At 72.0% G+C, this 24,143-nt stretch carries 27 protein-coding genes; 12 read left to right on the top strand and 15 right to left on the bottom strand.

What is annotated here, in order from left to right; translation table 11 throughout:
* The first annotated feature begins 85 nt into the window (after positions 1-85).
* The 3 genes from ACIBJB_RS10540 (at position 86) to ACIBJB_RS10530 (ending at position 4,560) form a co-directional block, all read left to right on the top strand.
* Positions 86-2,458 carry a SpoIIE family protein phosphatase gene (locus tag ACIBJB_RS10540; RefSeq protein ID WP_398928734.1) on the top strand — a complete coding sequence of 791 codons (2,373 nt, stop codon included), beginning with the start codon at positions 86-88 and terminating at the stop codon, positions 2,456-2,458.
* Positions 2,459-2,552: 94 nt separating this feature from the next.
* Entirely contained in the window at positions 2,553-3,209 is a 657-nt protein-coding gene (locus ACIBJB_RS10535) for a DUF4232 domain-containing protein (RefSeq protein ID WP_398928732.1), read from the top strand.
* A 55-nt stretch (positions 3,210-3,264) separates the two neighbouring features.
* Entirely contained in the window at positions 3,265-4,560 is a 1,296-nt protein-coding gene (locus ACIBJB_RS10530) for an SLC13 family permease (RefSeq protein WP_398928730.1), read from the top strand.
* Between the two features lie 6 nt (positions 4,561-4,566).
* On the opposite strand, the gene ACIBJB_RS10525 is transcribed toward ACIBJB_RS10530, so the two are convergent.
* The gene (locus ACIBJB_RS10525; protein ID WP_398928728.1) at positions 4,567-6,486 is read right to left on the bottom strand and encodes a ricin-type beta-trefoil lectin domain protein; all 1,920 of its coding nucleotides are present in this window, start codon (positions 6,484-6,486) and stop codon (positions 4,567-4,569) included.
* Between the two features lie 369 nt (positions 6,487-6,855).
* Positions 6,856-7,806 carry a helix-turn-helix domain-containing protein gene (locus ACIBJB_RS10520; protein ID WP_398928726.1) on the bottom strand — a complete coding sequence of 317 codons (951 nt, stop codon included), beginning with the start codon at positions 7,804-7,806 and terminating at the stop codon, positions 6,856-6,858.
* A 69-nt stretch (positions 7,807-7,875) separates the two neighbouring features.
* Between ACIBJB_RS10520 and ACIBJB_RS10515 the strand changes: the two genes are divergently transcribed.
* Entirely contained in the window at positions 7,876-8,676 is an 801-nt protein-coding gene (locus ACIBJB_RS10515) for a phytanoyl-CoA dioxygenase family protein (RefSeq protein WP_398928724.1), read from the top strand.
* On the opposite strand, the gene ACIBJB_RS10510 is transcribed toward ACIBJB_RS10515, so the two are convergent.
* The 3 genes from ACIBJB_RS10510 to ACIBJB_RS10500 are packed head-to-tail and all read right to left on the bottom strand — an operon-like array spanning position 8,677 to position 10,699.
* Entirely contained in the window at positions 8,677-9,648 is a 972-nt protein-coding gene (locus ACIBJB_RS10510; RefSeq protein WP_398928721.1) for an aldo/keto reductase, read from the bottom strand.
* 55 nt (positions 9,649-9,703) lie between these two features.
* A complete protein-coding gene (locus tag ACIBJB_RS10505; RefSeq protein ID WP_398928719.1) occupies positions 9,704-10,231 on the bottom strand; it encodes a flavoprotein in 528 nt (175 codons plus the stop codon).
* A 9-nt stretch (positions 10,232-10,240) separates the two neighbouring features.
* Positions 10,241-10,699 carry a DUF1348 family protein gene (locus ACIBJB_RS10500; protein ID WP_398928717.1) on the bottom strand — a complete coding sequence of 153 codons (459 nt, stop codon included), beginning with the start codon at positions 10,697-10,699 and terminating at the stop codon, positions 10,241-10,243.
* A 118-nt stretch (positions 10,700-10,817) separates the two neighbouring features.
* Here ACIBJB_RS10500 and ACIBJB_RS10495 point away from each other — a divergent pair, with 118 nt between their 5' ends.
* Positions 10,818-11,369, top strand: coding sequence for a TetR/AcrR family transcriptional regulator (locus ACIBJB_RS10495; protein ID WP_398928715.1), 552 nt, complete (start codon positions 10,818-10,820; stop codon positions 11,367-11,369).
* A 2-nt stretch (positions 11,370-11,371) separates the two neighbouring features.
* On the opposite strand, the gene ACIBJB_RS10490 is transcribed toward ACIBJB_RS10495, so the two are convergent.
* Entirely contained in the window at positions 11,372-12,043 is a 672-nt protein-coding gene (locus tag ACIBJB_RS10490; RefSeq protein WP_398928713.1) for an FMN-dependent NADH-azoreductase, read from the bottom strand.
* 66 nt (positions 12,044-12,109) lie between these two features.
* Between ACIBJB_RS10490 and ACIBJB_RS10485 the strand changes: the two genes are divergently transcribed.
* Positions 12,110-13,042: a sigma-70 family RNA polymerase sigma factor gene (locus ACIBJB_RS10485; RefSeq protein WP_398928711.1), complete on the top strand. Its 933-nt coding sequence runs from the start codon at positions 12,110-12,112 to the stop codon at positions 13,040-13,042.
* On the opposite strand, the gene ACIBJB_RS10480 is transcribed toward ACIBJB_RS10485, so the two are convergent.
* Both ACIBJB_RS10480 and ACIBJB_RS10475 read right to left on the bottom strand, forming a co-directional pair.
* Entirely contained in the window at positions 13,017-13,217 is a 201-nt protein-coding gene (locus ACIBJB_RS10480; protein WP_398928709.1) for a ferredoxin, read from the bottom strand. The genes ACIBJB_RS10485 and ACIBJB_RS10480 overlap by 26 nt on opposite strands.
* 11 nt (positions 13,218-13,228) lie before the next feature.
* Positions 13,229-14,428 (bottom strand): cytochrome P450, encoded by a 1,200-nt coding sequence (locus tag ACIBJB_RS10475; protein WP_398928707.1) that lies wholly within the window; start codon positions 14,426-14,428, stop codon positions 13,229-13,231.
* A 245-nt stretch (positions 14,429-14,673) separates the two neighbouring features.
* On the opposite strand from ACIBJB_RS10475, the gene ACIBJB_RS10470 reads away from it, so the two are divergent.
* On the top strand, positions 14,674-15,123 hold the full coding sequence (locus ACIBJB_RS10470; protein ID WP_398928704.1) for a nitroreductase family deazaflavin-dependent oxidoreductase: 450 nt from the start codon (positions 14,674-14,676) through the stop codon (positions 15,121-15,123).
* Between the two features lie 62 nt (positions 15,124-15,185).
* On the opposite strand, the gene ACIBJB_RS10465 is transcribed toward ACIBJB_RS10470, so the two are convergent.
* Positions 15,186-16,157, bottom strand: a complete 972-nt coding sequence (locus ACIBJB_RS10465) for a cation diffusion facilitator family transporter (protein WP_398928701.1) — start codon at positions 16,155-16,157, stop codon at positions 15,186-15,188.
* 95 nt (positions 16,158-16,252) lie between these two features.
* Here ACIBJB_RS10465 and ACIBJB_RS10460 point away from each other — a divergent pair, with 95 nt between their 5' ends.
* Complete coding sequence (locus ACIBJB_RS10460; protein ID WP_398928699.1) at positions 16,253-17,272, top strand: glutathione S-transferase family protein; 1,020 nt, start codon at positions 16,253-16,255, stop codon at positions 17,270-17,272.
* Between the two features lie 41 nt (positions 17,273-17,313).
* Positions 17,314-17,616, top strand: a complete 303-nt coding sequence (locus ACIBJB_RS10455; protein WP_398928697.1) for a DUF4235 domain-containing protein — start codon at positions 17,314-17,316, stop codon at positions 17,614-17,616.
* Between the two features lies 1 nt (position 17,617).
* Here ACIBJB_RS10455 and ACIBJB_RS10450 read toward each other — a convergent pair whose 3' ends face one another.
* The 3 genes from ACIBJB_RS10450 to ACIBJB_RS10440 all read right to left on the bottom strand — a co-directional run bounded on the left by ACIBJB_RS10450 (position 17,618) and on the right by ACIBJB_RS10440 (position 19,108).
* Positions 17,618-18,010, bottom strand: coding sequence for a VOC family protein (locus tag ACIBJB_RS10450; protein ID WP_398928695.1), 393 nt, complete (start codon positions 18,008-18,010; stop codon positions 17,618-17,620).
* 76 nt (positions 18,011-18,086) lie between these two features.
* Entirely contained in the window at positions 18,087-18,554 is a 468-nt protein-coding gene (locus ACIBJB_RS10445) for a pyridoxamine 5'-phosphate oxidase family protein (RefSeq protein WP_398929818.1), read from the bottom strand.
* Between the two features lie 23 nt (positions 18,555-18,577).
* Positions 18,578-19,108, bottom strand: coding sequence for a GNAT family N-acetyltransferase (locus ACIBJB_RS10440; RefSeq protein WP_398928692.1), 531 nt, complete (start codon positions 19,106-19,108; stop codon positions 18,578-18,580).
* 91 nt (positions 19,109-19,199) lie between these two features.
* Here ACIBJB_RS10440 and ACIBJB_RS10435 point away from each other — a divergent pair, with 91 nt between their 5' ends.
* Together ACIBJB_RS10435 and ACIBJB_RS10430 are read left to right on the top strand one after the other, a co-directional pair.
* Complete coding sequence (locus ACIBJB_RS10435) at positions 19,200-19,562, top strand: DUF1304 domain-containing protein (protein ID WP_398928689.1); 363 nt, start codon at positions 19,200-19,202, stop codon at positions 19,560-19,562.
* A complete protein-coding gene (locus ACIBJB_RS10430; RefSeq protein ID WP_398928686.1) occupies positions 19,559-20,122 on the top strand; it encodes a TetR/AcrR family transcriptional regulator in 564 nt (187 codons plus the stop codon). The genes ACIBJB_RS10435 and ACIBJB_RS10430 overlap by 4 nt, the downstream gene beginning before the upstream one ends.
* A 7-nt stretch (positions 20,123-20,129) precedes the next feature.
* On the opposite strand, the gene ACIBJB_RS10425 is transcribed toward ACIBJB_RS10430, so the two are convergent.
* The gene (locus tag ACIBJB_RS10425; RefSeq protein WP_398928683.1) at positions 20,130-20,969 is read right to left on the bottom strand and encodes a hypothetical protein; all 840 of its coding nucleotides are present in this window, start codon (positions 20,967-20,969) and stop codon (positions 20,130-20,132) included.
* Between the two features lie 61 nt (positions 20,970-21,030).
* On the bottom strand, positions 21,031-21,990 hold the full coding sequence (locus ACIBJB_RS10420; RefSeq protein WP_398928681.1) for a GlxA family transcriptional regulator: 960 nt from the start codon (positions 21,988-21,990) through the stop codon (positions 21,031-21,033).
* Positions 21,991-22,061: 71 nt separating this feature from the next.
* Here ACIBJB_RS10420 and ACIBJB_RS10415 point away from each other — a divergent pair, with 71 nt between their 5' ends.
* A complete protein-coding gene (locus tag ACIBJB_RS10415) occupies positions 22,062-23,012 on the top strand; it encodes an NADP-dependent oxidoreductase (RefSeq protein WP_398928678.1) in 951 nt (316 codons plus the stop codon).
* Positions 23,013-23,016: 4 nt separating this feature from the next.
* On the opposite strand, the gene ACIBJB_RS10410 is transcribed toward ACIBJB_RS10415, so the two are convergent.
* Positions 23,017-24,123 carry an NAD(P)-dependent alcohol dehydrogenase gene (locus tag ACIBJB_RS10410; protein WP_398928676.1) on the bottom strand — a complete coding sequence of 369 codons (1,107 nt, stop codon included), beginning with the start codon at positions 24,121-24,123 and terminating at the stop codon, positions 23,017-23,019.
* Positions 24,124-24,143 lie beyond the last annotated feature (20 nt).

Raw genomic sequence — 24,143 nt, 5'->3', positions numbered from 1 at the left:
GCGTTCACTGGCGGGCGGGACGCACTAGGCTGGGACCCAATTTACGCACTTGTTCACTGTGCGTAGGCGCGATGGAGTGGCGACGATGAGGCCGGTGGATCCGTTCGACGATGCCTCGACCGCGCGGGCCGTCATCGACGACCGGGGCGCCGTGGCCAGATGGGGCGTCGGTGCCCAGCGGCTGCTGGGGTACGAGGCCCCCGAGGTGCTGGGCCGCCCCGCCGCGGCCCTGCTGGCCGAGCCGGATGCCCTGCCCGCCCCCGTCGGCCCACGCTGGAGCGGCGACCTCGCTCTGCGGCACCGGGACGGACGCACGGTCCCTGTCCACCTGCTCGCCCTCCGCAGACCGTCGCGGGATGGCCGGGCCGACTGGCGGGCCGTCGTCCGCCCCGACCACGCGGAGCTCGACCCGCCGGACGACGTGGTGACCGCGGCCGCGCTGGCCCAGTCCCCCTGTCCCATGCTGGTCTGCGACGAGCGGCTGCGCCTGCGGTGGATCAACGACCGGATGGCCGCGCTGATCGACCTGCCCGACCACGAGGTCAGGGGACTGAGGATCACGGACATCGGCGTCCGCCGGCAGAACGCGGAGGTCGAGGAACTCCTCGCCGAGGTGCTCGCCACCGGGCGGGCACGCGACGTCGAGGGGTACGTCCGTCCCAGCGGCCTCGACCGCGCGGCCGGGATGCTGACCCGGATCGCCCCGCTCACCGACGGCTCGGGACGGGTGCGGGGAGCCTGTCTGACCGGACACGACTTCACCGAGCACTACCTCGCCCGGGAGCGGCTCCAGCTGGTCAACGAGGCGAGCGTGCGGATCGGCACCACCCTCGACGTCACCCGTACGGCCCAGGAGTTGGCGGACGTCTGCATTCCGGCGCTCGCCGACTTCGTGAGCGTCGACCTGCTGGACCAGCAGGAGAGCGGCGAGGCCCCGACCGAGCTCGCGGCGCCGGTCGAACTGCGGCGCGCCGCCCACCATTCCGTGGACCCCGGCAATCCGATGGCCGTGACGAAGCCCGGGCACACCGAGCTGTATCCGGCCACCTCGCCGCAGGCCGACTCGCTGGTGGCGGGCCGCACCATCGTCGCCACGGTGGCGTCCGGGCGCCTGGACCAGTGGCTCAACTGGAACAGAATCCGCGGCGAGCGGGTCAAGGAGTTCGGCGTCCACTCCACGATGTCCGTACCGATCCAGGCCCGCGGCCAGACCCTCGGGGTCGCGGTCCTCACCCGCTACCGGCGGCCCGACCCGTTCACCCCGGACGATGTGCTGCTGGCCGAGGAGATCACCGCGCGGGCCGGCGTCTGCATCGACAACGCCCGTCGGTTCTCCCGCGAGCGTGAGACCGCCCTCGCGCTGCAGCGCAGTCTGCTGCCCCGCTCCCTGCCGCGCACGGCCGCCGTGGAGGCGGCGTCGCGTTATCTTCCGGCGGCGCGGGCCGGGGTGGGCGGCGACTGGTTCGATGTCATCCCGCTGTCGGGAATGCGGGTCGCGATGGTCGTCGGGGACGTGGTCGGGCACGGCATCCAGGCCTCGGCGACGATGGGCCGGCTGCGCACCGCCGTCCGCACCCTCGCCGACATCGACCTGGCCCCGGACGAACTGCTCACCCACCTCGACGACCTCGTCGTACGGCTGTCCGCGGAGGCCGGCAACGAGGGCAGCCCCGGCGAGGTCGGGGCCACCTGTCTCTACGCGGTCTACGACCCGGTGTCGCGGCGTTGCACGCTGGCCCGGGCCGGGCATCCGGCGCCCGTGATGCTGACGCCGGGAGGCGCGGCACGCGAGGTGGACCTGCCCGCGGGGCCGCCGTTGGGCCTGGGCGGGCTGCCGTTCGAGTCCGCCGAGCTGGCACTGCCCGAGGGGAGCGTGCTCTCCCTGTTCACCGACGGCCTGATCGATACCCGGGAGCGGGAGCTGGACGCCAGTCACGCCCTGCTGCGCGAGGCCCTGGCCGTTCCCTCCGACTCCTTGGAGGAGACCTGCGACCGGCTGCTGCACGCGCTGCTCCCGCCCGGCGGCGCCTCGGACGACGTGGCCCTGCTGCTGGCCCGCACCCTGGGCCTGCCCGCCTCCCAGGTGGCGACCTGGGACATCCCGGCCGACCCGGCGCTGGTGGCGCCCGTCCGCAAGCAGGTCGTCCAGCAGCTGGATCGCTGGGACCTGAGCGAGGCGTCGTTCACGGCGGAGCTGGTGGTGAGCGAGCTGGTGACGAACGCGATCCGGTACGGCGCCCGTCCCATCCGGCTGCGGCTCATCCATGACGAGACCACGCTGATCTGCGAGGTCTCCGACACCAACCACACCGCCCCGCACCTGCGCCGCGCCAAGACCTGGGACGAGGGCGGCCGGGGTCTGCTCCTGGTCGCACAGCTCACCCAGCGCTGGGGCAGCCGGCACACGGCCGAGGGCAAGACGATCTGGGCCGAGATCGCACTCCTCGACGAGGAGTGAGTGAACTTTTGCCGGCCGTGCCGCGTCGGACCTCTGTGGCGGGGCACAAGGCGCGGTACACGCGCGTGGGTGAATTCTCCGGGAGTGTGGAGACATGACGAACAGGTCCCTCGGTGTACGGCGGGCGGCACTGCTCGCCGGCTCGGTCGCGACGCTCGGTCTGCTGGCGGGCTGCGGCAGCGGCGACGACACGGCGGCGCCCGCGACCGGTGCCACCACCGCGTCCGCGTCCGTCTCGCCCACAGAAGGCGCGAGCAGCGTGCCGAGCGGCGTGCCGACCGACGCGGTGAGCAACTCCCTCACCCCGTCCGCACCGCGGTCCCCGGCCGGCGGAACCCGCTGCCACACCTCCGAACTGAGCGCCTCCGTCGGCCGCAACAACCCGGGCGCCGGGCAGGAGAACTTCCCGGTCGTGCTGACGAACGAGTCGAACCGCACCTGCACCCTGCACGGCTATCCGGGCACCGCCTTCGTCGACGCGTCCGGCAAGCAGCTGGGACCGGACCCGAAGCGCTCCACCGCCGAGCCCGAGACCGTGAGGCTGGCGCCGGGCCAGAGCGCCTGGGCCGGACTGTCCTTCGCGAACCCGGAGGTCAGCGGGGCGGGAACGGCCACCCCTGCCGCCCTGGTGGTGACCCCGCCGGACGAGGAGGACCCGTTGAAGGTGGCGTGGAAGTCCGGGGAGGTCCCGGTGTCCGGGAACGAGTCGTCGGTGCGGCTGATCCCCTTCAGCCCCGGCACCGGAGCCTGAGCGGGCGCGGGTCACGGTCGGGGCCCTGACCGGCTTCTTACCCAGGTCTGATCTCATGACCGGGCACGATCTGCCCGCGTCCCGAAGGATTGCCCTGAACACCCCGCTCGCCGAAGTCCTGTCCGTCGCCCTGCTCGTCGCCGTACTCGTGTGGGCGGTCCTGCGCCCCTTCGGATGGCCGGAGGCCGTGGTCGCGGTCCCGGCGGCGGGACTGGCGGTCCTCACCGGGGCGATCTCCCCGGACCATGCGTGGGCGGAGGCCGAGCGATTGGGACCGGTGGTCGGGTTCCTGGCGGCGGTGCTGGTGCTCGCGCACTTCTGTGACGTGGAGGGGCTGTTCCAGGCCTGCGGGGCCTGGCTGGCCCGGCGGGCGGCGGGTTCGCCCGGGCGGCTGCTGACCGGTGTGTTCGGGCTGGCGTCGGCGATCACGGCGGTGCTCAGCCTGGACGCCACCGTGGTGCTGCTGACTCCGGTGGTGCTCGTCACCGCCTCCCGGATGGGGGCCCGCGCGAAGCCGCACGTCTACGCGTGCGCGCATCTGTCGAACACGGCCTCGCTGCTGCTGCCGGTGTCGAACCTCACCAATCTGCTGGCCTTCGAGGCGAGCGGGGTGAGCTTCACCCGGTTCGCGCTGCTGATGGCGCTGCCCTGGCTGGCGGCGATCGCCGTCGAGTACGCGGTCTTCCGGCGATTCTTCGACACCGACCTCACCGTCGTCGACCACTCCCCCGAGCCGTCCGAGGAGCCCGCGCTGCCGCTGTTCGCGCTGGTCACGGTCGGCTGCACGCTGGCCGGGTTCGTGGTGGCCTCCGCGTTCGGCGTCGATCCCGCCTGGGTCGCCTGCGCGGGCGCGCTCGTCCTGGCGGGCCGCGCCGTCGTCCGCGGGCAGGCCACCCCGGTCACGGTGGTGCGGGCGGCGGCCCCGGCCTTCCTGGCGTTCGTGCTCGCGCTCGGCGTCGTGGTGCGCGCGGTCGTCGACAACGGGCTCGCCGACGCCCTGCACCACGTCCTGCCCGACGGGACGGGAATCGTCGCGCTGCTCGGGATCGCCGCGCTGGCCGCCGTACTGGCGAACCTGATCAACAATCTGCCCGCGGTCCTGGTCCTGCTGCCGCTCACCGCCGCGGCCGGGCCCGGCGCGGTCCTCGCGGTGCTGCTCGGGGTGAACATCGGCCCGAACCTCACCTACGCCGGTTCCCTGGCCACGCTGCTGTGGCGGCGCATCCTGCACCGGGACGAGCACGAGGTGGAGCTCGGGGAGTTCACCCGGCTCGGCCTGCTGACCGTGCCGACCGCGCTCGCCGCCGCGGTGGTGGCCCTGTGGGGCTCGCTGCAGCTCGTCGGAGCCTGAGCGGGGTCAGCGCCCGCCTCCGTAGCCGCCGCCGTATCCGTAACCACCGGGGTAACCGTAGCCACCCGGGTAACCGTACCCGCCGCCGTAGCCGCCCCCGGGCTGGCCGCCCCAGTTGCAGGAGTACGGGTTGGTGGAGCAGTTGTCGCCGGGGTACGGGTTGCTCGGCGGTGTCGGCGTGGCCGTCGGTGTGGCGGACGCCGTCGGGGTCGGTGTAGGCGTACTTGAGGGCGCGGGGGCGGACTTCGGGGTCGGGGTGGGGCTGCTGTCCGCGTCCCAGTTGACCGCCTCCATCTGGGGGTCGGTCTTCGAGGTGTCGAAGACCCAGCGCTGGGCGGGGCCGTCGTCGCGGTTCTTCAGGACCAGTGCGCCGGACCCGTCGGTGGCGGCCGGCGTGAGCGCGAGGTCCTGGTTCCAGCGCGGTACGAGGGTGCCCTGCAGGGTGAAGTCGTAGCGGACGTTCTTGGCGCCGGGCGAGGTGGCACCCGTGCAGGGCGCGAGCCGCACCGAGAAGCCGAGGTGGGAGTCCAGGCACAGGTCGGGGTCGGCGGCGCTGCGCAGCAGTCCGTCCGTTTCGTACGTCCACTGCTGGCCCTCGGCCCCGGAGCACTCGGCGAGCCCGGTCTCGACGCCCTGGGCGATCTTCTTGCCGACGACGCCGACGCACAGCCCGGACTCGACGTTGTGCAGGCGTCCGCGCAGGTCGCCCTGGCGCGCCTCGCCCGCCCCGGCCCGGGACGGGTCGGTCGTCGAGGAGGCCGTGTCGGCGCCGGGCGCCTCGGAGGGGGCGGCCTCGGCCGGACCGCTGCCGTCCGAGTGGAACGAGGACCACATGACCAGGGGGAGGACGACGAGCCCGCTCACCGTCAGGACGGCCGCGGTGAGGTTGCGGCGGGAGGTGCGGCGGGCGGCCTTGTGGGCGGAGTGGCGGGAGGCGGAGCGCGCCCGGCCGCGGGGGCCGGGGGCGGCGGGTGCCCGACCCGTGGGAGCGGGGCCCTGGGCCGGGGCGGCGGGCGGCATCGGAACGCCGAAGGCCTCACCCGCGAACGCTCCGCTCGGCGCGTGTCGTTGCGCTTCCTCTGCGGCTCCCGCGTCGTCGACGCTCATCCGTGATTCCACGTAGGCGGCGGCACCCCAGCCGAGCACGGCCTCGGCGAGGGCGAGGCCCAGCTGCCCGTTGAACTGGTGCAGCTGGTCGGCGGTGTGCATGCAGTGCCTGCACCGCTGCAGGTGCTCGCGCAGATCGGGGTCGAGCTCGGCACCGCCGCGCCGGAACGTCACGTCGAGCAGCCGCAGATAGTGCCGGCACTCCTGTTCGGGGGCGAGTTCGCGGTGGACCTGGAGGCACTCCTCGCGCAGCCGGTCGCGGGCCCGGCGGAGTTCGACGGCGGCGTCCTCCTCGTCCAGGCCGAGGAGGGCCGCGGGGGCCCCGAGCGGCTCGGCCTCGACCTCGGTGTGCCACAGCAGGCAGCGGGCCGACTGCTGCAGCCGCTGGAAGGCACCGGACAGCAGACGCCGTTCGGCGGGGGGCAACAGGCGGGCCGCGGCTCTGTCGCCGCCCGCCTCGGTTCTCAGCGCGGGGTGGAGCATCTCCCGTCGGCCGTCGGAGTCCCACTCGGCCGCGATCCGGCGGACGGTGACGAGCAGATGGGGCCGCCAGGCGGCGGTCGGACCCGTGTGGCGCAGGGATTCGCCGAACAGGCGCGTGAACGCGGCCGTGGTGAGCATGCCCGCGGGACGGGGACCGTCGGTGCACAGCCGCGCGTAGGCGAAGGCGGCTTCCCAGTGCCGGTCGAGGAGTTCACCGACGGGCTGCAGGGCCGGCGTCGTGCCGCTCCACTTCTTGAGCTCGGCGCTCAGCTGCTCGTCCGTGACGTCGTACGGCCGAACCGGAGACGGGTAATGCGACAGGCCTGCGTCGTTCACGGCGGCATTTCCTCCCGAGGGCATGCTGCGTTGCATAAAGTCCACACCAATGGGTACGTCCGCCTGGGACAGCTCTTTTGAAGCGTGAAGGGCGTACGGAGGGGTCGAGAGCGCACGGGGGGAAAATGTATTGTCCGTGCGCCGACAACGCACACCTTTGCACAGGTCAGCGAGGCGTAACAAGAGATCCCTCGGTTTTGTGCATAGCGTTCGGCCTGTGGAGGTTTGACGATTGGTCAAGCCCGACGGCTCGGGATTGTGGCTTTATTCGGCCACCGCATTTGGAAACGGGATTCACTTGGCGCGGCACCCCATCCGCACCAACCATTGAATCGCCACTCCACACCGCGTCCGGTTCGCCCCGCGAGGTCACGTCCCAACCATTGGCCCGGTGGTCCGGTAGGCCCCGGGCGGGGTCCCGTAGCGGGCACGGAATACCCGGTTGAAGTGGAAGGGGCTGGCGAAACCCGAAGCGGCGGCGACGCGTTCCACGGACAGGTCGGTGCTCTCCAGCAGTCGGGCGGCATGGTTCAGGCGCGCCTCGCGCAGCTCCCGCATCGGTGACCGGCCCAGCTGCCGGGTGAAGAGGTGGGCGAACCGGGAGGGCGACAGCGACACTTCGGCGGCGAGCGACCGCACGCTGTGCGGGGCGCCGGGATCGGCCGCGATCAGCTCCTGGGCGCGCCGTAACCGGGGGTCGACGCCGGTCCCGGTCCGGGTCCCGCACGCGGCGCCGGCGGTGAGCAGGACGACCTCCTCCAGCGCGCACAGGGCGAGTTCGCGGGCGGCGGCGCCATGGGCCACGGCGACGGCGACCCGGTCGTCGGCCGGTGCGGACGCGGGCGGGGCGCTCTCGGGCGGGGCGCCGGTGCCGGTCCAGCGGGCGTCGGCGAGCATCCGGTGGAAGGCCGCCTCGATGCGGGCGCGCGAACCGTCGGTCCCGGCGTCCGCGGGGTCCGGGGTGACGACGTACATGCCGTCGCCCCTGCCGTGCGGTCCGAGCCAGGCGGTCCACGTCCGTCTGGCTCCGCAGTGCACCCACCAGAACTCCCAGTGGTCGGCGCCCTGTTGGACGCCGTAGCGGTGCGGGGTGCCGGGCGCGAGTACCACCAGGTCCCCGGCACCCGCCCCGGTCTCGGTCCGTCCCTGGCGCAGGGTGCCCCGGCCGCTCACCGTCCAGGTGAGCAGCCAGCTGTCGGCGCCGCGCGGTCGCTGGACGGCGTAGCCCGGGAGTTCGTCGTAGCGGCCGACGACCACGAGGCCCGGTGGCGGGCCGGGGTCGCCGTGGGCGGCAGTCTCGGGCAATCCGTCGGCGGTCACGGGCATCCTCCTCGGGCGGGCTGCGGCCTAGCGTGACGAGTGGAACACATCTCACCAAGGAGGGGACGCATGACAGTCACAGACATCGAGACAGGGGTCCGGCAGTTCCAGGAGGACGGCTTCATGGTCGTTCGCGGGCTGTTCGCACGCGACGAGATCGACCGGCTGTGCGGCGAGTTCACGGCACTGCACTCCGGCGGGCCGGTGCCGGGGCATTTCGAGCCGAGTGCGCCGAGCGAGTCGACGGATCCGCTGCGGAGGTATCCGCGGGTGATGCAGCCGCACGAGATCAACGACCTCGCGCTGCAGGTCCTGCTGGACGCCCGGCTGCGGGAGGTGCTGGAGACGCTGCTCGGGGAGGAGGTGCTGGCCGCGCAGAGCATGTTCTACTTCAAGCCGCCGGGGGCGCGGGGGCAGGCGCTGCACCAGGACAACTTCTATCTGCGGGTCGAACCGGGCACGTGTGTCGCGGCCTGGGTGGCCTGCGATGTGATCGACCGGGACAACGGAGGGCTGGAGGTCGTCCCGGGTACCCACCGGATGGACCTGTTCTGCCCGGAACTCGCGGACTCCGAGGTGTCGTTCGCGCGGGAGTACGTGGCACCGCCACCGGGGCTCGCCGCGGTTCCCGTCGACATGGCGCCGGGGGATGTTCTGTTCTTCAACGGGAGCCTGGTGCACGGCTCGCAGCCGAACCGCACGGCCGACCGGTTCCGTCGGTCGTTCATCGGGCACTACGTGGGGGCTTCCACCGAGCGGATCGGGCACTACTACCGGACGTTGTCGATGAGCGGTGCGCGGGTGCCGTTGCCGGAGAGCGAGGGGGCCGGGCCGTGCGGCACGGAGTTCGCACCGCACGGGCCGCACTAGTCAGCTGTGGCCGACGATCGGGCGGGTCGTGTACGGCCCCTCCAGCTCCTTGATCTCCTTCTCGCTGAGCTCCAGTTCGACCGCTGCCACGGCGTCCTCGATGTGGTGCGGCTTGCCCGCTCCCACGATCGGGGCGGCCACCGTGTCCTGGGCCAGGAGCCAGGCCAGAGCCACCTGGGCGCGCGGCACGCCCCGGTCGCCGGCGATGCGGGTGACGGCCTCGACGATGGTGCGGTCACCCTCCTGGTAGAGGCGGCTGCCGAAGTTGTCGGTGGAGCTGCGGTCGGTGACCGTGCCCCAGTCCCGGGTCAGGCGGCCGCGGGCCAGCGGGCTCCACGGCAGGGCGCTGACGCCCTGGTCGGCGCAGAGCGGCAGCATCTCGCGCTCCTCCTCGCGGTAGAGGAGGTTGTAGTGGTTCTGCATGGACACGAACTTGGTCCAGCCGTGCCGCTCGGCCGTGTACTGCATCTTGGAGAACTGCCAGGCGTACATCGAACTGGCCCCGAGGTAGCGCACCTTGCCCGCCTTCACCAGGTCGTGCAGCGCCTCCATCGTCTCCTCGACCGGGGTGCGCGGGTCGAAGCGGTGGATCTGGTAGAGGTCGACGTAGTCGGTGCCGAGGCGCCTGAGGCTGTGGTCGATCTCCGTCATGATCGCCTTGCGGGACAGTCCGGCGGCGTTCTGCCCGGACCGCATCGGGCCGTTCACCTTCGTCGCGAGCACGATCTCGTCGCGGTTCGCGAAGTCCGTGAGCGCCTTGCCGACGATCTCCTCACTGGTGCCGTCGGAGTAGACGTTCGCGGTGTCGAAGAAGTTGATGCCCGCGTCCAGGGCCTGCCGGATCAGTGGCCGCGACGCCTCCTCGTCGAGGGTCCACTCGTGCACGCCGCGGTCCGGCAGGCCGTAGGACATGCAGCCCAGACAGATCCGCGAGACGTCCAGGCCCGTCGAGCCGAGCTTCACGTACTGCATCGTTGCTGCTCCTGACGTCGAGAGAGGTCCGAAAAGGAGCGTACGACGTGGCGCTTCACCATCCTCCGGGCTCGACCAGATCCAGCGCCCGTTCCCACCCGAACTCCTCGCCCTCGGTGCCCTGGTAGGGGTATCCGAAACGCACCCCCATCCCGCGCAGCCGGATCAGGCTTTCCCGGTAGGCGGGGTGGCCGGCGAGGTCGTCGGAGACACAGGTCAGGACCCCGATCGGGACGCCCCGGCCGGCCACCTCGCACAGCGTGCCCACCGCGAGGGTGTCGGCGATACCGGCCGCCCACTTGTTGATCGTGTTGAAGGTGGCCGGGGCCACCACGACCGCGTCCGGGTCCGGGAAGGGCCGCGGGTCCCCCGGCCGGCGCCACGCGGAGCGGATCGGGTGACCGGTGGCCGCCTCGACGGCCGCCGTGTCGAAGAAGCCGTTCATGGCGGTGGGCGTGGCGATGACGCCGACCTGCCACTCCCGCTCCTGCGCGGCGGTGATCAGCTTGCCGACGTCCGCCGCGATGCCGGCGGCGCACACGACGACGTACAAGAAGGGCGGTATCTCGTCCTGTTCGGTCACGCCGGAACCCTACTGAAGCGGGAAGGACAGCCCCCGCTCGGTCTCGGGGCGCGGTCCGAGGATCCGGCGCTCCTTCTCCTCGATCGGCACGTCGTTGATGCTCGCCTCGCGCCGGGTCATCAGCCCGTGCTCGTCGAACTCCCACAGCTCGTTGCCGTACGACCGCCAGCACTGCCCTTCGGCGTCCTGGCACTCGTACTGGAAGCGGACCGCGATGCGGTTGCCGTCGTGGGCCCACAGGTCCTTGCGCAGGGCGTACTCCCGCTCGCGTGCCCACTTCGCGGTGAGGAACTCGACGATCTCGGCGCGCCCGGTGACGAAGGTGCCGCGGTTGCGCCACACGGAGTCCTCGGAGTAGGCGAGCGCCACTCGCTGCGGATCGCGGGTGTTCCAGGCGTCCTCGGCGGCCTGCACCTTCTGGGCGGCGCTCTCACGGGTGAAGGGCGGCAGGGGCGGGCGGTCGGTCATGTCGTCCTCCGTGGCCGAAGCGGTCGGGGAAATTCAGGGAAAGGAGAGAACGTGCGTTCTCCGGCTGCCTGCTACCGTAGGAGAACGCTCGTTCTCACGTCAAGGAGTGGTGGGGTCCATGGACAGCGCAGTGGCCCGCGAGCAGGTGCTGGACGCCGCCGAGGAGCTGTTCTACGGGCGGGGCATCCAGTCCGTCGGCATGGACGACATACGGGGCGCGTCCGGCGTTTCCCTCAAGCGGCTCTACCAGCTGTTCCCGGCGAAGGAGCAGCTGGTGGAGGCCTATCTGGAGCGGCGGGACGGCCGGTGGCGGGGGCGGCTGGCGGAGTTCGTGGAACTCCGCTCGACCCCTGAGGAACGGATCCTCGCGGTCTTCGACTGGCTGGAGGAGTGGTTCGGCGAGGAGGGCTTCCGCGGGTGCGCGTGGATCAACTCGTACGGCGAGCTGGGCGCGACCTCGGACCGGGTGGCGGCCCAGGTCCGGGCGCACAAGAGCGCGTTCGGGGCCTACCTCGCCTCCCTGGTGACCGCCGCCGGGCGGCCCGCGGCGCTGGCCGGACCGCTCTTCCTGCTCGCCGAGGGGGCCATGGTGACCGCGGGCATCACGCGCAGCACACGGCCCGCCGCGCAGGCGCGGGAGGCGGCCCGGATCCTGCTGGAGCCACGCTGAGGTCAGGCGGCGGCGAGTGCCGTCACCTGCGCGCGGGCCCGGATGAGGGAGTCCGCCGCGAGATCCTTCAGACCCGCCAGGTGCGGCAGCAGACCGGCCAGAGTGAGCTCGGCCGCCACGACATGCAGGTGCCGTACGCCGATCTCGCCGAAGTAGGCCTCCAGATAGGGCCTCTGGAAGTCGTACGGCTCCCGCGGTGTGCCGGGGCCGTATCCGCCGCCGCGTGCCATGACCACGACCACCCGGGTATCCCGCAGCAGGCTCTCGCCGGTGGCGGGATCGGCGTACGCGCCGGGGAAGGTCACACGGTCGATCCAGGCCTTCAGGGAGGCGGGGATCGAGAAGTTGTACATCGGGACGCCCAGCAACACCGTGTCCGCGGCGAGCAGTTCGTCGATCAAGGGCACGGTGTTGGCCCATTCCCGTTCCTCGGCGGCGTTCTCGATGAGCGCCGGCACCTTGTCGGGCGCGACGAAACCCTCACGTTCCACTCGGCGGCCGAGGGTGGCGTACGCCGGGCCGAGCGCGGGGACCGGGTCGGCGCACAGGTCCCGGTGGCGGTAGGGGCTCGCGCTGTTGCGGGCCCGCCACGTCGTCGCGAACAGGCCGGTCAGGTGCCTGCTGACGGAGTCCTCCGCCGTGTCGGCGCTGGAGTCGATGTGCAGGAGAGTCATGTCGGTCACCTCGGTGCTGTGGGAAACGTCAGTGGGGTGACGGGGCACGGCGGAGAAAGGTGACCGATGGACGGGCACGACGGGCCGGCACGACGGTTCCAGGCCGATCGCGGGCGGCTGCGGGCGCTGGCGCACCGCATGCTGGGCTCGCTCGACGAGGCGGAGGACGCCGTACAGGAGGCGTGGCTGCGGCTGGAGCGGGCCGGCGGTGACGGCATCGACAACCTCTCCGGCTGGCTGACGACCGTGGTCTCCCGGATCTGCCTGGACATGCTGCGCTCGCGGGCGGCGCGGCGCGAGGAGCCGTACGGCCAGGAGGTGCCGGAACGGGCCTGTTCCGGCTCGCCCGGCTCCCCCGAACCCTCCGTGTCGCCCGAGGCCGAGGCCGTGCTCGCCGAATCGGTGGGGCTCGCCCTGCTGGTGGTGCTGGACCGGCTGGGCCCGGCCGAGCGGGTCGCGTTCGTGCTGCACGACCTGTTCGGGGTGCCCTTCGAGCACATCGCCCGGATTCTGGACCGCTCTCAGCCCGCAGCGAAGAAGCTCGCCAGCCGGGCCCGGCTGAAGGTCCGGGGTACTCCCGCCGTCCCGGAGGCCGAGCTCGGCCGGCATCGGCGGCTGGTGGAGGCGTTCCTGGCCGCCGCGCGGGGTGGTGACCTGGGTGGGCTCCTGGACACGCTGGCCCCGGACGTGGTGCGCCGGGCGGACCCGGCCGCGCTGCCGCCCGGGGTGCCGGTGGAACTGCGGGGGGCCCGCGCGGTGGCCGAGGGGACCGTGGCGCTGCGCGAGCGGTCCCGGTTCGCGGCCGTCACCCTGGTCGACGGGGACGTCGGCCTCGTCGTCGCCCCGCGCGGGCGGCTGCTGTTCGCGCTCACCGTCACGGTCGAGGGCGGACGGATCACCTCGTACGACGTCGTCGCCGAGCCGGCCCGGCTGCGGCGGGTCGAGCTCGGGGTACTCGACCCGCCTGAGCGGATCAGCTCAGCGTCTCCGACACGGTGATGGCGGCGACGGGGCAGGCCCGGGCTGCCTCCCGGACCATGGGGTCGCCGCCGCCGTCCTCCCGGCCGGGCAGGAGGGTGCTGAAGCCGTCGTCGTCCTGGGTGAAGACGCCCGGTGCGGCGAGCGCGCACTGGCCCGCCCCGATACAGGCGTCCTTGTCGATGTCGATGTGCATGGGCGGGCCTCTTACCAGGTCACGGGGAGTTCCAGCATCCCCTGGATCGTGTCGCCGGGTTTGAAGGGGATCTCGTCGGCGGGGGCGGCGAGGCGGAGGGTGGGCAGCCGGTCGAAGAGGGTGCGCAGGGCGATCTCCAGTTCGGCGCGGGCGAGGTTCTGGCCGAGGCACTGGTGGATGCCGAAGCCGAACGCGATGTGGTGGCGGGCGGGGCGGTGCCAGTCCAGGCTGTCCGGGTCGGCGTAGACGTCCTCGTCACGGTTGACGACCGAGGTGGAGAAGACGACTCCCTCGCCCGCCCGGATCGTCGCCCCGGCCACCTCGATGTCCTCCAGGGCCATCCGCAGCAGTCCGTCGGCGATCGACAGCATGCGCATCAGTTCCTCGACCGCGTTCGGGATCAGCGCGGGGTCGGTGCGCAACTCCGCCAGCCGGTCGGGGTGTTGGAGGAGGGTGTAGGTGCCGAGCGAGATCATGTTGGCGGTCGTCTCGTGGCCGGCGACCAGCAGGATGATCGCCAGCGCGATCAGTTCCTCGCGGGTCAGCTCCTCGTCCCGCAGCTGCCGGTGGACGAGTTCGTCGAGTACGCCGTCGCCCGGTTCCGGATGTTTCTGTTTGCGGTCGATCAAGTCGTCGAAGTACGCCTCCAGTTGATCGCGGGCGTCCATGACGTCCTCGGCCGCGGGGCCGCGCAGCAGCCGCCGGGACTGCCCTTCGAAGAAGTCGTGGTCGGTGTAGGGCACGCCGAGCAGGGCGCAGATCACCGTCGACGGGACGGGCAGCGCGAAGGCGCTCACCAGCTCGGCGGGCGGTCCCTGGGCGATCATCGCGTCGATGCGTTCGTCGACGATCCGCTGGATGCGGGGACGCAGTTCGGTGGCCCGCCGGAGCGTGAAACTGGGGACCATCATGCGTCGCTGGACCCGGTGCTCCGGGTCGTCGACACCCAGCAGCGCGGTCCTCCGGTTCTTGACCGCCGCGAAGCGTGCCGTGGGCGCGGGAAAGCCGTCGCGGGTGCGGTCGGTGGACAGCCGGGGGTCGGCGAGCAGGGCGCGGGCGGTGTCGTGTCCGCTCACCAGCCAGGCCGGACGGCCGTCGAAGAGGGTGATCCGGGACAGCGGGCGGGTGGCGCGCAGGGGTTCGTAGCCGGTGGGCGGGTGGTAGGGGCAGGTCCGGTCCTGGGGGAAGGCGACAGGTTCCGTTTCCGTCATGGAAGACCTCGCAGACGAAGGGGGCGTCGTGCAGATCTTCATTAGATGCTCGGGGCACCTATAGGGCGACGACAAGTTCGGCCAGATCGGTGGCGGGGGCGATCTGGCCGGGGATCGACGCCGTCGGGCGGTCCCGGGTGTACCACCACGTGCGTGGGCATGAGTGCGTGGGGATGATTGCCGTCGAGGACGGTGTTGTAGTCCTGAACGAGACCCCCGCAACGGACGACGAGGAGACGGAAACCATGCCTCTTGAGGGCGAGTACGAGCCCAGCCCGACCCAGTGGGTGCGTGAGCAGGTGGAGTTGTACGAGAGCTCCGGCGGCACCAAGGGGAACACGCTCATGGACACGGGGATGCCGGTCATCGTGCTGACCACCCGGGGCGCGAAGAGCGGCAGCATCCGCAAGACCCCGCTGATGCGCGTCGAGCACGACGGGCGTTACGCGGTGGTCGCCTCGCTGGGCGGCGCGCCCAAGCACCCGGTCTGGTACCACAACGTCAAGGCCGACCCGCATGTCGAGCTCCAGGACGGCCCGGTCAAGCGGGACTTCACGGCCCGCGAGGTCACCGGCGCGGAGAAGGACGAGTGGTGGGAGCGGGCCGTCGCCGCGTACCCGCCGTACGCCGACTACCAGAAGAAGACGGACCGGGTGATCCCGGTCTTCGTCCTGGAGCCCGCCGAAGAGGACTGAGCGGCTTCGGGAAAATCTTCCGTCGACGACGCATGAACCGGTGTCGGCCGGGCACCCGTGCGTCAGGCCCCGCCGCGTTCCCCCGTCGCGGCGGGGCTTTCTCGTGCTTCCGCGGCCGGCCGGTCGGTCACGTCGAGGAAGATCTGGTCCGCCTCGGACACGGTCCGGGCGACGGACCGCTTGATGCGTACGGCGACCTCCTCGACCCGTTCGCTGTCCAGGCCCGGCACCAGGTCCACACGGGCGGCCACCAGGACCGAGTCCAGCCCCATCTTCATGGTGAACAGTGCCTCCACGCTGTCGATCTCGGGCTGCGCGTCCAGCACTGCCCGGATCCGGGCACTGGCCTGCGGGTCGGCGGCCTCACCGATCAGCTGTCCCTTGGCCTCGCGTCCGAGCCGGTAGGCCACGTAGACGAGCAGCACACCGATGGCCAGTGAGGCGGACGCCTCCCACACGACCTGCCCGGTGACCATGTGCAGCGCCATGCCGGCCATGGCGAGGGTCACACCGAGCACTGCCGTGCCGTCCTCGGCGACGACCGTGCGCAGGGCGGGGTCCCGCATGCCCTGGGCGGCCCCGCCCTGCCGGTGCACCTGGTGCAGCGCCCGCACGAGCGAGATCCCCTCGGCGACGAAGGCCACGCCCAGCACGATCAGGCCGGCCACATAGCCGCTGAGCTTTTCCTCGGCGCCGTTGCGAAGCGCCTCGACGCCCTGGAAGAAGGAGAAGCAGCCGCCCATCACGAAGATCCCGACGGCCGCGATCAACGACCAGAAGAACCGCTCCTTGCCGTAGCCGAAGGGATGTCGCCGGTCGGCGGGGCGACGGCTGCGGCGCAGCGCTGCCAGGAGGAAGACCTCGTTGAGGCTGTCCGCGACGGAGTGCGCCGCCTCCGACAGCAGCGCGGGAGAGCCCGCGAGGAGGCCTCCGACGGCCTTGGCGACCGCGATCACCAGGTTCGCCGCGAGCGCCACCAGCACGGTGACGCGTGTTTTCCGGTCCGCTGTGTTGTTCTTCGATGTCCCGCTCACCTTCGCCGACTGCCCGGCTCCCCGGCACTCACACCGTGCCGACTGCCGAAAACGGGGAACGCGTCCACCAGGAAAGGCGTACTACGGGAGGAAGCATGGGCAGCGCCGACGACGGCAACAGCTCGTACGGCCGGAAGGCGTTCAAGCGGTCCAAGAGCCATTTCGCGGACCGGGTCACCGCCGACGGCAGGGACGGCTGGCCGGTGGAGGCCGGCCGCTACCGGCTGGTGGTCAGCCGTGCGTGTCCCTGGGCGAGCCGGGCGGTGATCTCGCGACGGCTGCTCGGACTGGAGGACGCGCTGTCGATGGCGATCGCCGATCCCATCCAGGACGACCGCAGCTGGCGTTTCACCCTGGACCCGGACGACCGCGACCCGGTGCTCGGCATCCGCTACCTCAGCGAGGCCTACGACAAGCGGGAGAGCGACTATCCGGGCGGGGTGAGCGTGCCCGCGCTCGTGGACGTTCCCAGCGGGAAGCTCGTCACCAACGACTACCAGCAGCTCACCCTTGACCTGGCCACCGAGTGGACGGCCCTGCACCGGGACGGCGCGCCCGATCTGTACCCGCGGGCGTTGCGCGACGATATCGACTCGGTGATGGCGGACGTCTACGAGGACGTCAACAACGGTGTGTACCGGGCGGGTTTCGCCACCGGCCAGGAGGAGTACGAGGAGGCGTGCGCGGGCGTGTTCCGCCGGCTCGATCTGCTGACCTCGCGCCTGGCCGGGCAGCGGTACCTCGTCGGGGACACCATCACCGAGGCGGACATCCGGCTGTTCACGACGCTGGTGCGTTTCGACGCCGTCTACCACGGTCACTTCAAGTGCAACCGCTGGAAGCTGGCGGAGAACGAGGTGCTGTGGGCGTACGTCCGCGACCTCTACCAGACGCCGGGCTTCGGTGACACCGTCGACTTCGACCACATCAAGCGGCACTACTACCAGGTGCACACCGGCATCAATCCGACCGGCATCGTGCCGCTCGGGCCGGACCTGGCGGGCTGGCTGACGCCGCATCACCGTGAGGAGCTCGGCGGCCGCCCGTTCGGCGACGGGACCCCGCCGGGGCCGCCTCCCCCGCAGGAGCAGGTGCCGGCGCGGGGACGTCCCTGATCGTCCCCCGACCCACGACTCACTCGACCCAGGAGACCCACATGGCCAAGAAGAAGAAGTTGAAGCTGCCCCTCGCCTACCAGCCCCTCGGATTCGTCCTCGGCTGGTCGAGCGGTTGGCTGGCGGGTCTCGCCTTCCGCAAGACGTGGATGGCGATCCGGCACGAGGAGGACGCGCCCGACGCCCTGGACCGGGACCGCGGCTGGGGGGAGATCCTCCTGGCGGCCGCCATCCAGGGCGCCATCTTCGCCGCGGTGCGCAGTGCCGTGGACCGCACCGGCGCGAAGGCCATCGAGCGGTCCACAGGCACCTGGCCGGCCTCCGAGAAGGGTGGCCGGGACTGACTCAGCCCTGTTTGGGCGCGGTCGGTGTGACCATGCGCAGGGTGAAGGAGTGGCCGGCGGGGTCGGCGTAGCCGCGTTCCTCGTACGGCCCCGAGGCGTCCTTGGTCTCCAGTGGACGTCCGCCGAGCTCCACCACCTTGCGTTCCGTCGCGTCCAGGTCGTCCACCACGAAGTCCAGGTGGGCCTGGAGGGAGTTCTCGGGGCGCGGCCAGCTCGGCGGGGCCGCGTTCACGTCGCGGCGGAACCCGAGCCGGAAGCCGTCCGCGCCCCTGATCTCCACGCGGTTGGCGGTCGCGTCCGTCTCCTCGGCGTCCAGCAGCTCCTTGTAGAACACGGCGAGCTTCTCGGGCTCGGCACAGTCGAGCACGACGACCCCCGCTTTCACCAGTGCCATGTCTCCTCCGAAGGGTTCGGCCACGGGGTGTTGGCGCCCCGGCCCTGTACCTTGCGGATATCCCGGCACGGCCGATTCAGTCGGCGACCAGCCACCGTCCGTCCCGCATCAGCTCACGCCCCGTGAGCTCATCGGCCTCCCGCCAGGCCTGCACCCGCTGCGGGCGGACCCGGAAGTACAGGTAGGGCGTGGTGAGCCGGCGGGGGTCGAAGCCGGTTCGGGCGGCGAACCGGTCCCCGTCCTCGCCGGTCAGCTCGGCCTGGGTGACGGTGTCGACGGTGCCCTCGATCATCACGACGTCCCGGGTGGGCCCGAGGCCGAGCCGCACTCTGCCGGTCGCCTTCAGGTTCCGCCCGGTGGGGCTGCCGGCCGGGGTGGCCAGGAGGATGGTGGAGCCGTCCCAGAGGAACGAGAGCGGGACGAGATACGGCACACCGGAGCCGTCGGCCGGGGCCGTGGCGACCCAGACGTCCTCGTCGTGCTCCAGTCGGTTCAGGGTGTCCTGCTTGCGCTGCTTCGCGGGGCGTGGCGGCTGCGGGGCCATCGGCGCGTCCTCCTGCTGGATCATCAAGTGACGGCATCAGTCTGGCCGTTCGAACCGGCTTCCACCTCCGCCTTTCGGCCTAGGACGTGTCGCAGTGTCACGGCGTGGGCCCCGAATCCCTGGCGCTCGTAGAAACGGATCGCCTCCGGGTTGGCCGCGTAGGCGGCGACCTCCGCCTGCACGGCCCCCCGCGCCCCGGCCCAGGCCAGGAACTCCTCCACCAACCTCCCGCCCACCCGCGCACGCCGGTGGGCCGGGCGGACGTACAGGCTGTTCAGCGTGGCCGACTTCACGGGCCGCACGGCCGACGGTTCGGTCAGGGATCCCGTCAGGTGTCCGACCACCTCACCGTCGTGAACCACGACCAGGACGAGCCGCGCCGGGTCCGCGAGGGCCTGCGTGTACGACGCGGCCCCGTGCTCGCGCGGCCAGTCGATGTCGACGCTCGCATCCCTGGTTCCGGCGTCCTCGGCGAACAGGCCCGCGCTGGAGGCGACCAGTCCCGGGATGTCGTCGGGGCGGGCGCGGCGGACGGTCAGGTCGTGATCGGTCATGGCGGGCACGCTAGCGGGTGGCACTGACAGGTGGACTTCCTGGACGGATGTCCAGCTATAGTGGACACACGTCCAAGAAGTAGGGAAGCTGATGGAGATCCTGGCGAAGGTGCTGGTCGCCCTGGTGGCGGCGCTGCATGTGTACATCCTGGTGATGGAGATGTTCCTGTGGCAGAAGAAGCCGGGGATGTCCTTTCACGGGTTCGACCGGGAAATGGCCCGGGCCACCGCCGCGATGGCCGCCAACCAGGGCCTGTACAACGGCTTCCTCGCGGCGGGACTGGTGTGGGGGCTCGTCGCCGGTGATCCGACCGGGTTCGCGGCTCAGGTGTTCTTCCTGGTGTGCGTGATCGTCGCGGGTGTGTACGGCGCCGTCACCGCCAACGTCCGGATCCTCGTCGCCCAGGCCCTGCCCGGCGCGCTCGCCCTGGCGGCCGTGCTCGTGGCGCAGTGACCCGCGCCGCACCCGAGGACCCGCGGGCGGCCCGCACCCGGGCGCGGCTGCGGGAGGCGCTGCTCGCGGAGTGTGCCGAGCGGCCGCTGGAGGAGGTCGGCGTGGCCGCGCTGGTGCGGCGGGCCGGGGTCGGCCGGGCGACCTTCTATGTGCACTACGACGGCCTGGAGGCGCTCGCCGTCGACGCCTGCGCGGACGTCGTACGGGACGCCGTGGAGGCGCTGCACGCCTGGCGGGGGCGGCCCGATCCGGTGCACGCGCCGCCCGCGCTCGCGGAGTTCTTCGGCTCGCTCACCCCGCACACCGCCCTGTACCGGTCCCTGCTCGCCCCGGGCGGCGGCGGCCCCCTCGGCAGGGTCCTGCACCGGGACCTGAGGGCCTACAGCCTGCGGGAGCGCGAGCTCGCGGGCGCGGCGGACGCCCCGCTGATCGCGTCCGCGGTCGCCGCCACCTTCGCCGGCGTACTGGCCGACTGGCTGCATGGCCTGCTCGACGCCACCGCGGCCGACATCGCCGACCAGGTCTGGCAGTTGCTGGTCGCGCTGCACGCGAGCCGGTGAGGCCGGATCACATGCAGGCCACGTGTTCCCTGAGCAGGGGCCAGGCCTCCACGCCGTCGGCTGTACGGACGTACGCCGTGCGTCGGTCGTCGGTCAGCCACAACTGCCGGTCCTCGTACCGGTATCCGGTGTCGCGTGCGCCGGCCGGCATGGCGGCCGAGCCGTCGTAGGGCGCGGTGAGCATGCCGGGGTCGAGCAGGCCCTCGGGGTCGCGGGCGTACATCCGTTCTCCGAGGTCCAGGAAGTGCACCTCATCCCAGCCGCAGTGGTCGTCGCCGGGACCGCTGCTCACCTCGGTGGTGGGCACCCGCTCGCCCGCGCGGCCGGTCCAGATCTCGTAGCCGTGGGAGTCGGTCCAGTCGGCCGGGAGTTCGGACGGATCGCAGGACGCGCTGGTCTCCGGGCCCCAACCGGGCCTGTCCTCCTGGTCCTTGGCGACCACGACCGCCACCTTGGCCCGCCCGTCGACGTCGTACGAGTACAGCACGCGGTCCCTCTCCCGGCGTTCCACGCGGTAGCCGGATCGGGGGTCGCCCGGGTCGAGCAGGTCGAAGTACAGGTTCAGCCCTTCCTCCGGGCCGTCCCCGCCGTCGTCCCTGCTCCAGCCGTCGGGGCCGTTGCCGTTGTAGATCTCGCCGGCGCACTCCAGGGCCCGGCCCACGGCCCCGGAGGCGAGGCGCAGCGCCTGCGGGGTGTGCTCGTCCTGTTCCTTCGTGGGGACGTTCAGCGGTCCGTCGTAGGGCGCGCTCGGCACCGTACCGTCGACGACCACGTCGTCCCCGGCGTCGCACCCCACGACCACCATGACCAGCGCCGCCCCCAGCACCGCCGTCATTCTTCCGCGCATCCCGGCCCCCGTCACTCCGCCCGCTCTCATGATCCTTCGACGCCGCGGGGCACCGGAACGTTCAGCGCGCCGCCGTCTGGAACGTCCGCCGGTACACCTGCGGTGACACCCCGATCGCCGCGTGCAGATGCTGGCGCAGGGACGCGCCCGTGGCGAAACCGACGCGGCCGGCGATCTGGTCGACCGCGAGGTCGCTGGACTCCAGGAGGTGCCGGGCCCGGGCGACGCGCTGCTGGATGAGCCAGCGGCCGGGGCTCATGCCCACCTCCTCGTTGAAGCGGCGGGCGAAGGTGCGCAGGCTCATCCGGGCGTGGGCGGCAAGGTCGGCCAAGGTCAGGGACTCGTCCAGGCGCTCCAGCGCCCAGGCGCGGGTCTCGGCGGTACTCGCGGCGCCCTGTTCCGGGACCGGCTGCTCGATGTACTGGGCCTGGCCGCCGTCCCGGAACGGCGGGACCACGCAGCGGCGGGCGACTGCGTTGGCGAGTTCGCTGCCGTGGTCCTTGCGGACGAGGTGCAGGCAGATGTCCACGCCGGAGGCGGCTCCGGCCGAGGTGAGGATGCGGTCGTCGTCGACGAAGAGCACGTCGGGGTCGAGGTCGATGTGCGGGAACATGCTCCGGAAGCGGCCGGCGAGCTGCCAGTGGGTGGTCGCCCGGTGGCCGTCCAGGAGGCCGGCCGCGGCGAGGACGAAGGCGCCGGTGCAGATGGAGACGATCCTCGCCTCGGGGCGGACGTACGCGAGGGCGTCGCGCACCTCTTCCGGGAGCTCGGCGGGCATCCGCTCCGGCGAGACGGGGGTGATCACCACGGTGTCCGCGGTGGCCAGGATCTCGGGTCCGTGCTCGACGCCGATGGTGAAGTCGGCGTTGCTGCGCACCGGTCGGCCGTCGACCGAACAGGTCAGCACCTCGTACCGGCCGTCGGCGGCGCCGAGGATCCGGCTGGGGATGCCCAGCTCGAAGGGGTACACGCCGTCCAGGGCCAGCACCACGACCCGCTCGGTCCGCTCCACATGTCGCATGGCACGATCCTATCGAAGCTTGGCAATCATGCCATTTCCTGGGCGGGCGGGGCCGGGCAGGCTGGACGACCATGAGCACTGTGAACACCATGCGAGCCATCAGCCAGACCGCCCTCGGCGGTCCCGAGGTCCTCGAGGAGATCGAGGTAGAGCGGCCCGAGCCGCGGCCCAACCAGGTACTGGTCCGGGTGCGGGCGGCCGGCCTGAACCCGACCGACTGGAAGCACCGCGCCACCGGCGGCTTCCTCGGCGAGCCGCCGTTCGTCCTCGGCTGGGACGTCTCCGGCGTGGTCGAGGCGGTCGGCGTCGGGGTCGCCACCTTCAAGCCCGGTGACGAGGTGTTCGGCATGCTGCCGTACCCGTGGGGCCATGGTTCGCACGCCGAGTACGTGATCGCGCCGGTGCGGGCCCTCACCCACAAGCCGTCGTCGATCGACCACACGCAGGCCGGCGCGCTGCCGCTGGTGTCGCTGACCGCGTGGCAGGCGCTGGTCGAGAACGCGGAACTCAGGCCGGGGCAGCGGGTGCTGATCCACGCGGCGGCCGGCGGGGTGGGTCATGTGGCCGTGCAGATCGCCAAGGCGCGGGGCGCGTACGTGATCGGTACCGCCAGCGCGGGCAAGCACGACTTCCTGCGCGAGCTGGGCGCGGACGAGGTGATCGACTACCGGGAGACGGACTTCGCCGAGGCCGTGAAGGACGTCGATGTCGTGCTGGACACGCTCGGCGGCGAGACGTCCGTGCGCTCGCTGCGGGTGCTGCGGCCCGGCGGGATCGTGGTGTCGATCCTGCCGGTCGGCTCGGACGAGTTCGGCGAGGAGGCCGAGCGGCTGGGGGTGCGGGCCGTGCGGATGCTCGTCGACGCCGACCGCGCCGGGATGAACGCGATCGCGGAACTGGTGGAGCGGGGCGAGCTGCGCCCCACCATCGCGGGGACCTTCCCGTTGGCCGATGCCGCCGAGGCGCATGCGCTGGGCGACACCGGCCGTACGAAGGGGAAGCTGGTTCTGGTGGTCGACTGACCCGTCAGAACGTCAGGACGGGCTTGATCGCCTTGCCCGCGCGCATGTCCCGCACCGCCTGGTCGATGTCCGCGAACGGATAGGTGCTGATCAGGCGGTGCAGCGGGAGGCGCCCCTCCTTGACCAGACGGACCAGGGCGGGGATGAAGCTCTGGGTCTCGGCGTCACCGAGGGTGAGGCCGACGACCCGCTTGCCGCCGAGGAGCCCGTTGACGTCGAGGGAGACCTCGGTGCCGAACGGCGGGGCGCCCACGACGACCACCGTGCCGCGAGCGCCGAGCGCGTCGACGCCCTGGCGCAGGACGTTCACGTTGCCCGTGGTCTCCACGATGCCGTCCGCGCCCTGACCGCCGGTGATCGCGGCGAGCGCCTCGCCGAGGTCCTCCTCGCCGGCGTTGACGGTGTGGGTGGCACCCAACTCCCTTGCCAGGGTGAGGCGTTCCCCGAACCGGTCGACGGCGACGATCGTCGTGGCCGGAGTGAGGGCGGCGGCCATGACCGCGGACAGGCCGACCGCTCCGGCGCCGAGCACGACGATCGTGGAACCGGTGACCGGCTTCAGGACGTTCCACACGGCGCCGACGCCGGTCTGCACTCCGCAGCCGAGCGGGGCGATGGACTCCAGCGGCACGTCCTGGTCGACCTTGACGAGGCTGCGCTCGTCGACCAGGGCGCGCTCGGCGAACGAGGACTGGCCGAAGAAGTGCCCGCCGAGCGGCTCGCCGTCCCGGCTGATGGTGCTGGTCCCGTCGGCCCGGCGGCCGCCGAGGAGGTTCAGCGGCAGCCAGCCGGCACAGTAGGCGGGGTGGCCGCCGTCGCAGTTGCGGCAGTCGCCGCAGGAGGTGAAGGACAGCACGACGTGGTCGCCGGGGGCGACGCCGGCGACGGCCGAGCCGACGGCCTCGACGACTCCCGCACCCTCGTGCCCGAGGACGCCGGGCAGCGGGAAGGGCAGTCCGCCGCTCGCCACACCGAGGTCGGTGTGACACAGACCGGTGGCGACCATGCGGACGAGCGCCTCGTGCGGCCCGGGCTCGTCGAGCTCGATGTCGGAGAGGGTGAAGGGTGCTCCGCCGGACTCGACGACGGCGGCGCGGGTGGTGGTGGGCATCGTACGAACTCCCTTTGTCT

The organism is Streptomyces sp. NPDC050759 (assembly GCF_044456945.1).
Taxonomy (GTDB): Bacteria; Actinomycetota; Actinomycetes; order Streptomycetales; family Streptomycetaceae; genus Streptomyces.
The sequence above is the reverse complement of the archived record's forward strand: the minus strand, read 5'-3'. Positions and strand labels throughout refer to the sequence as shown.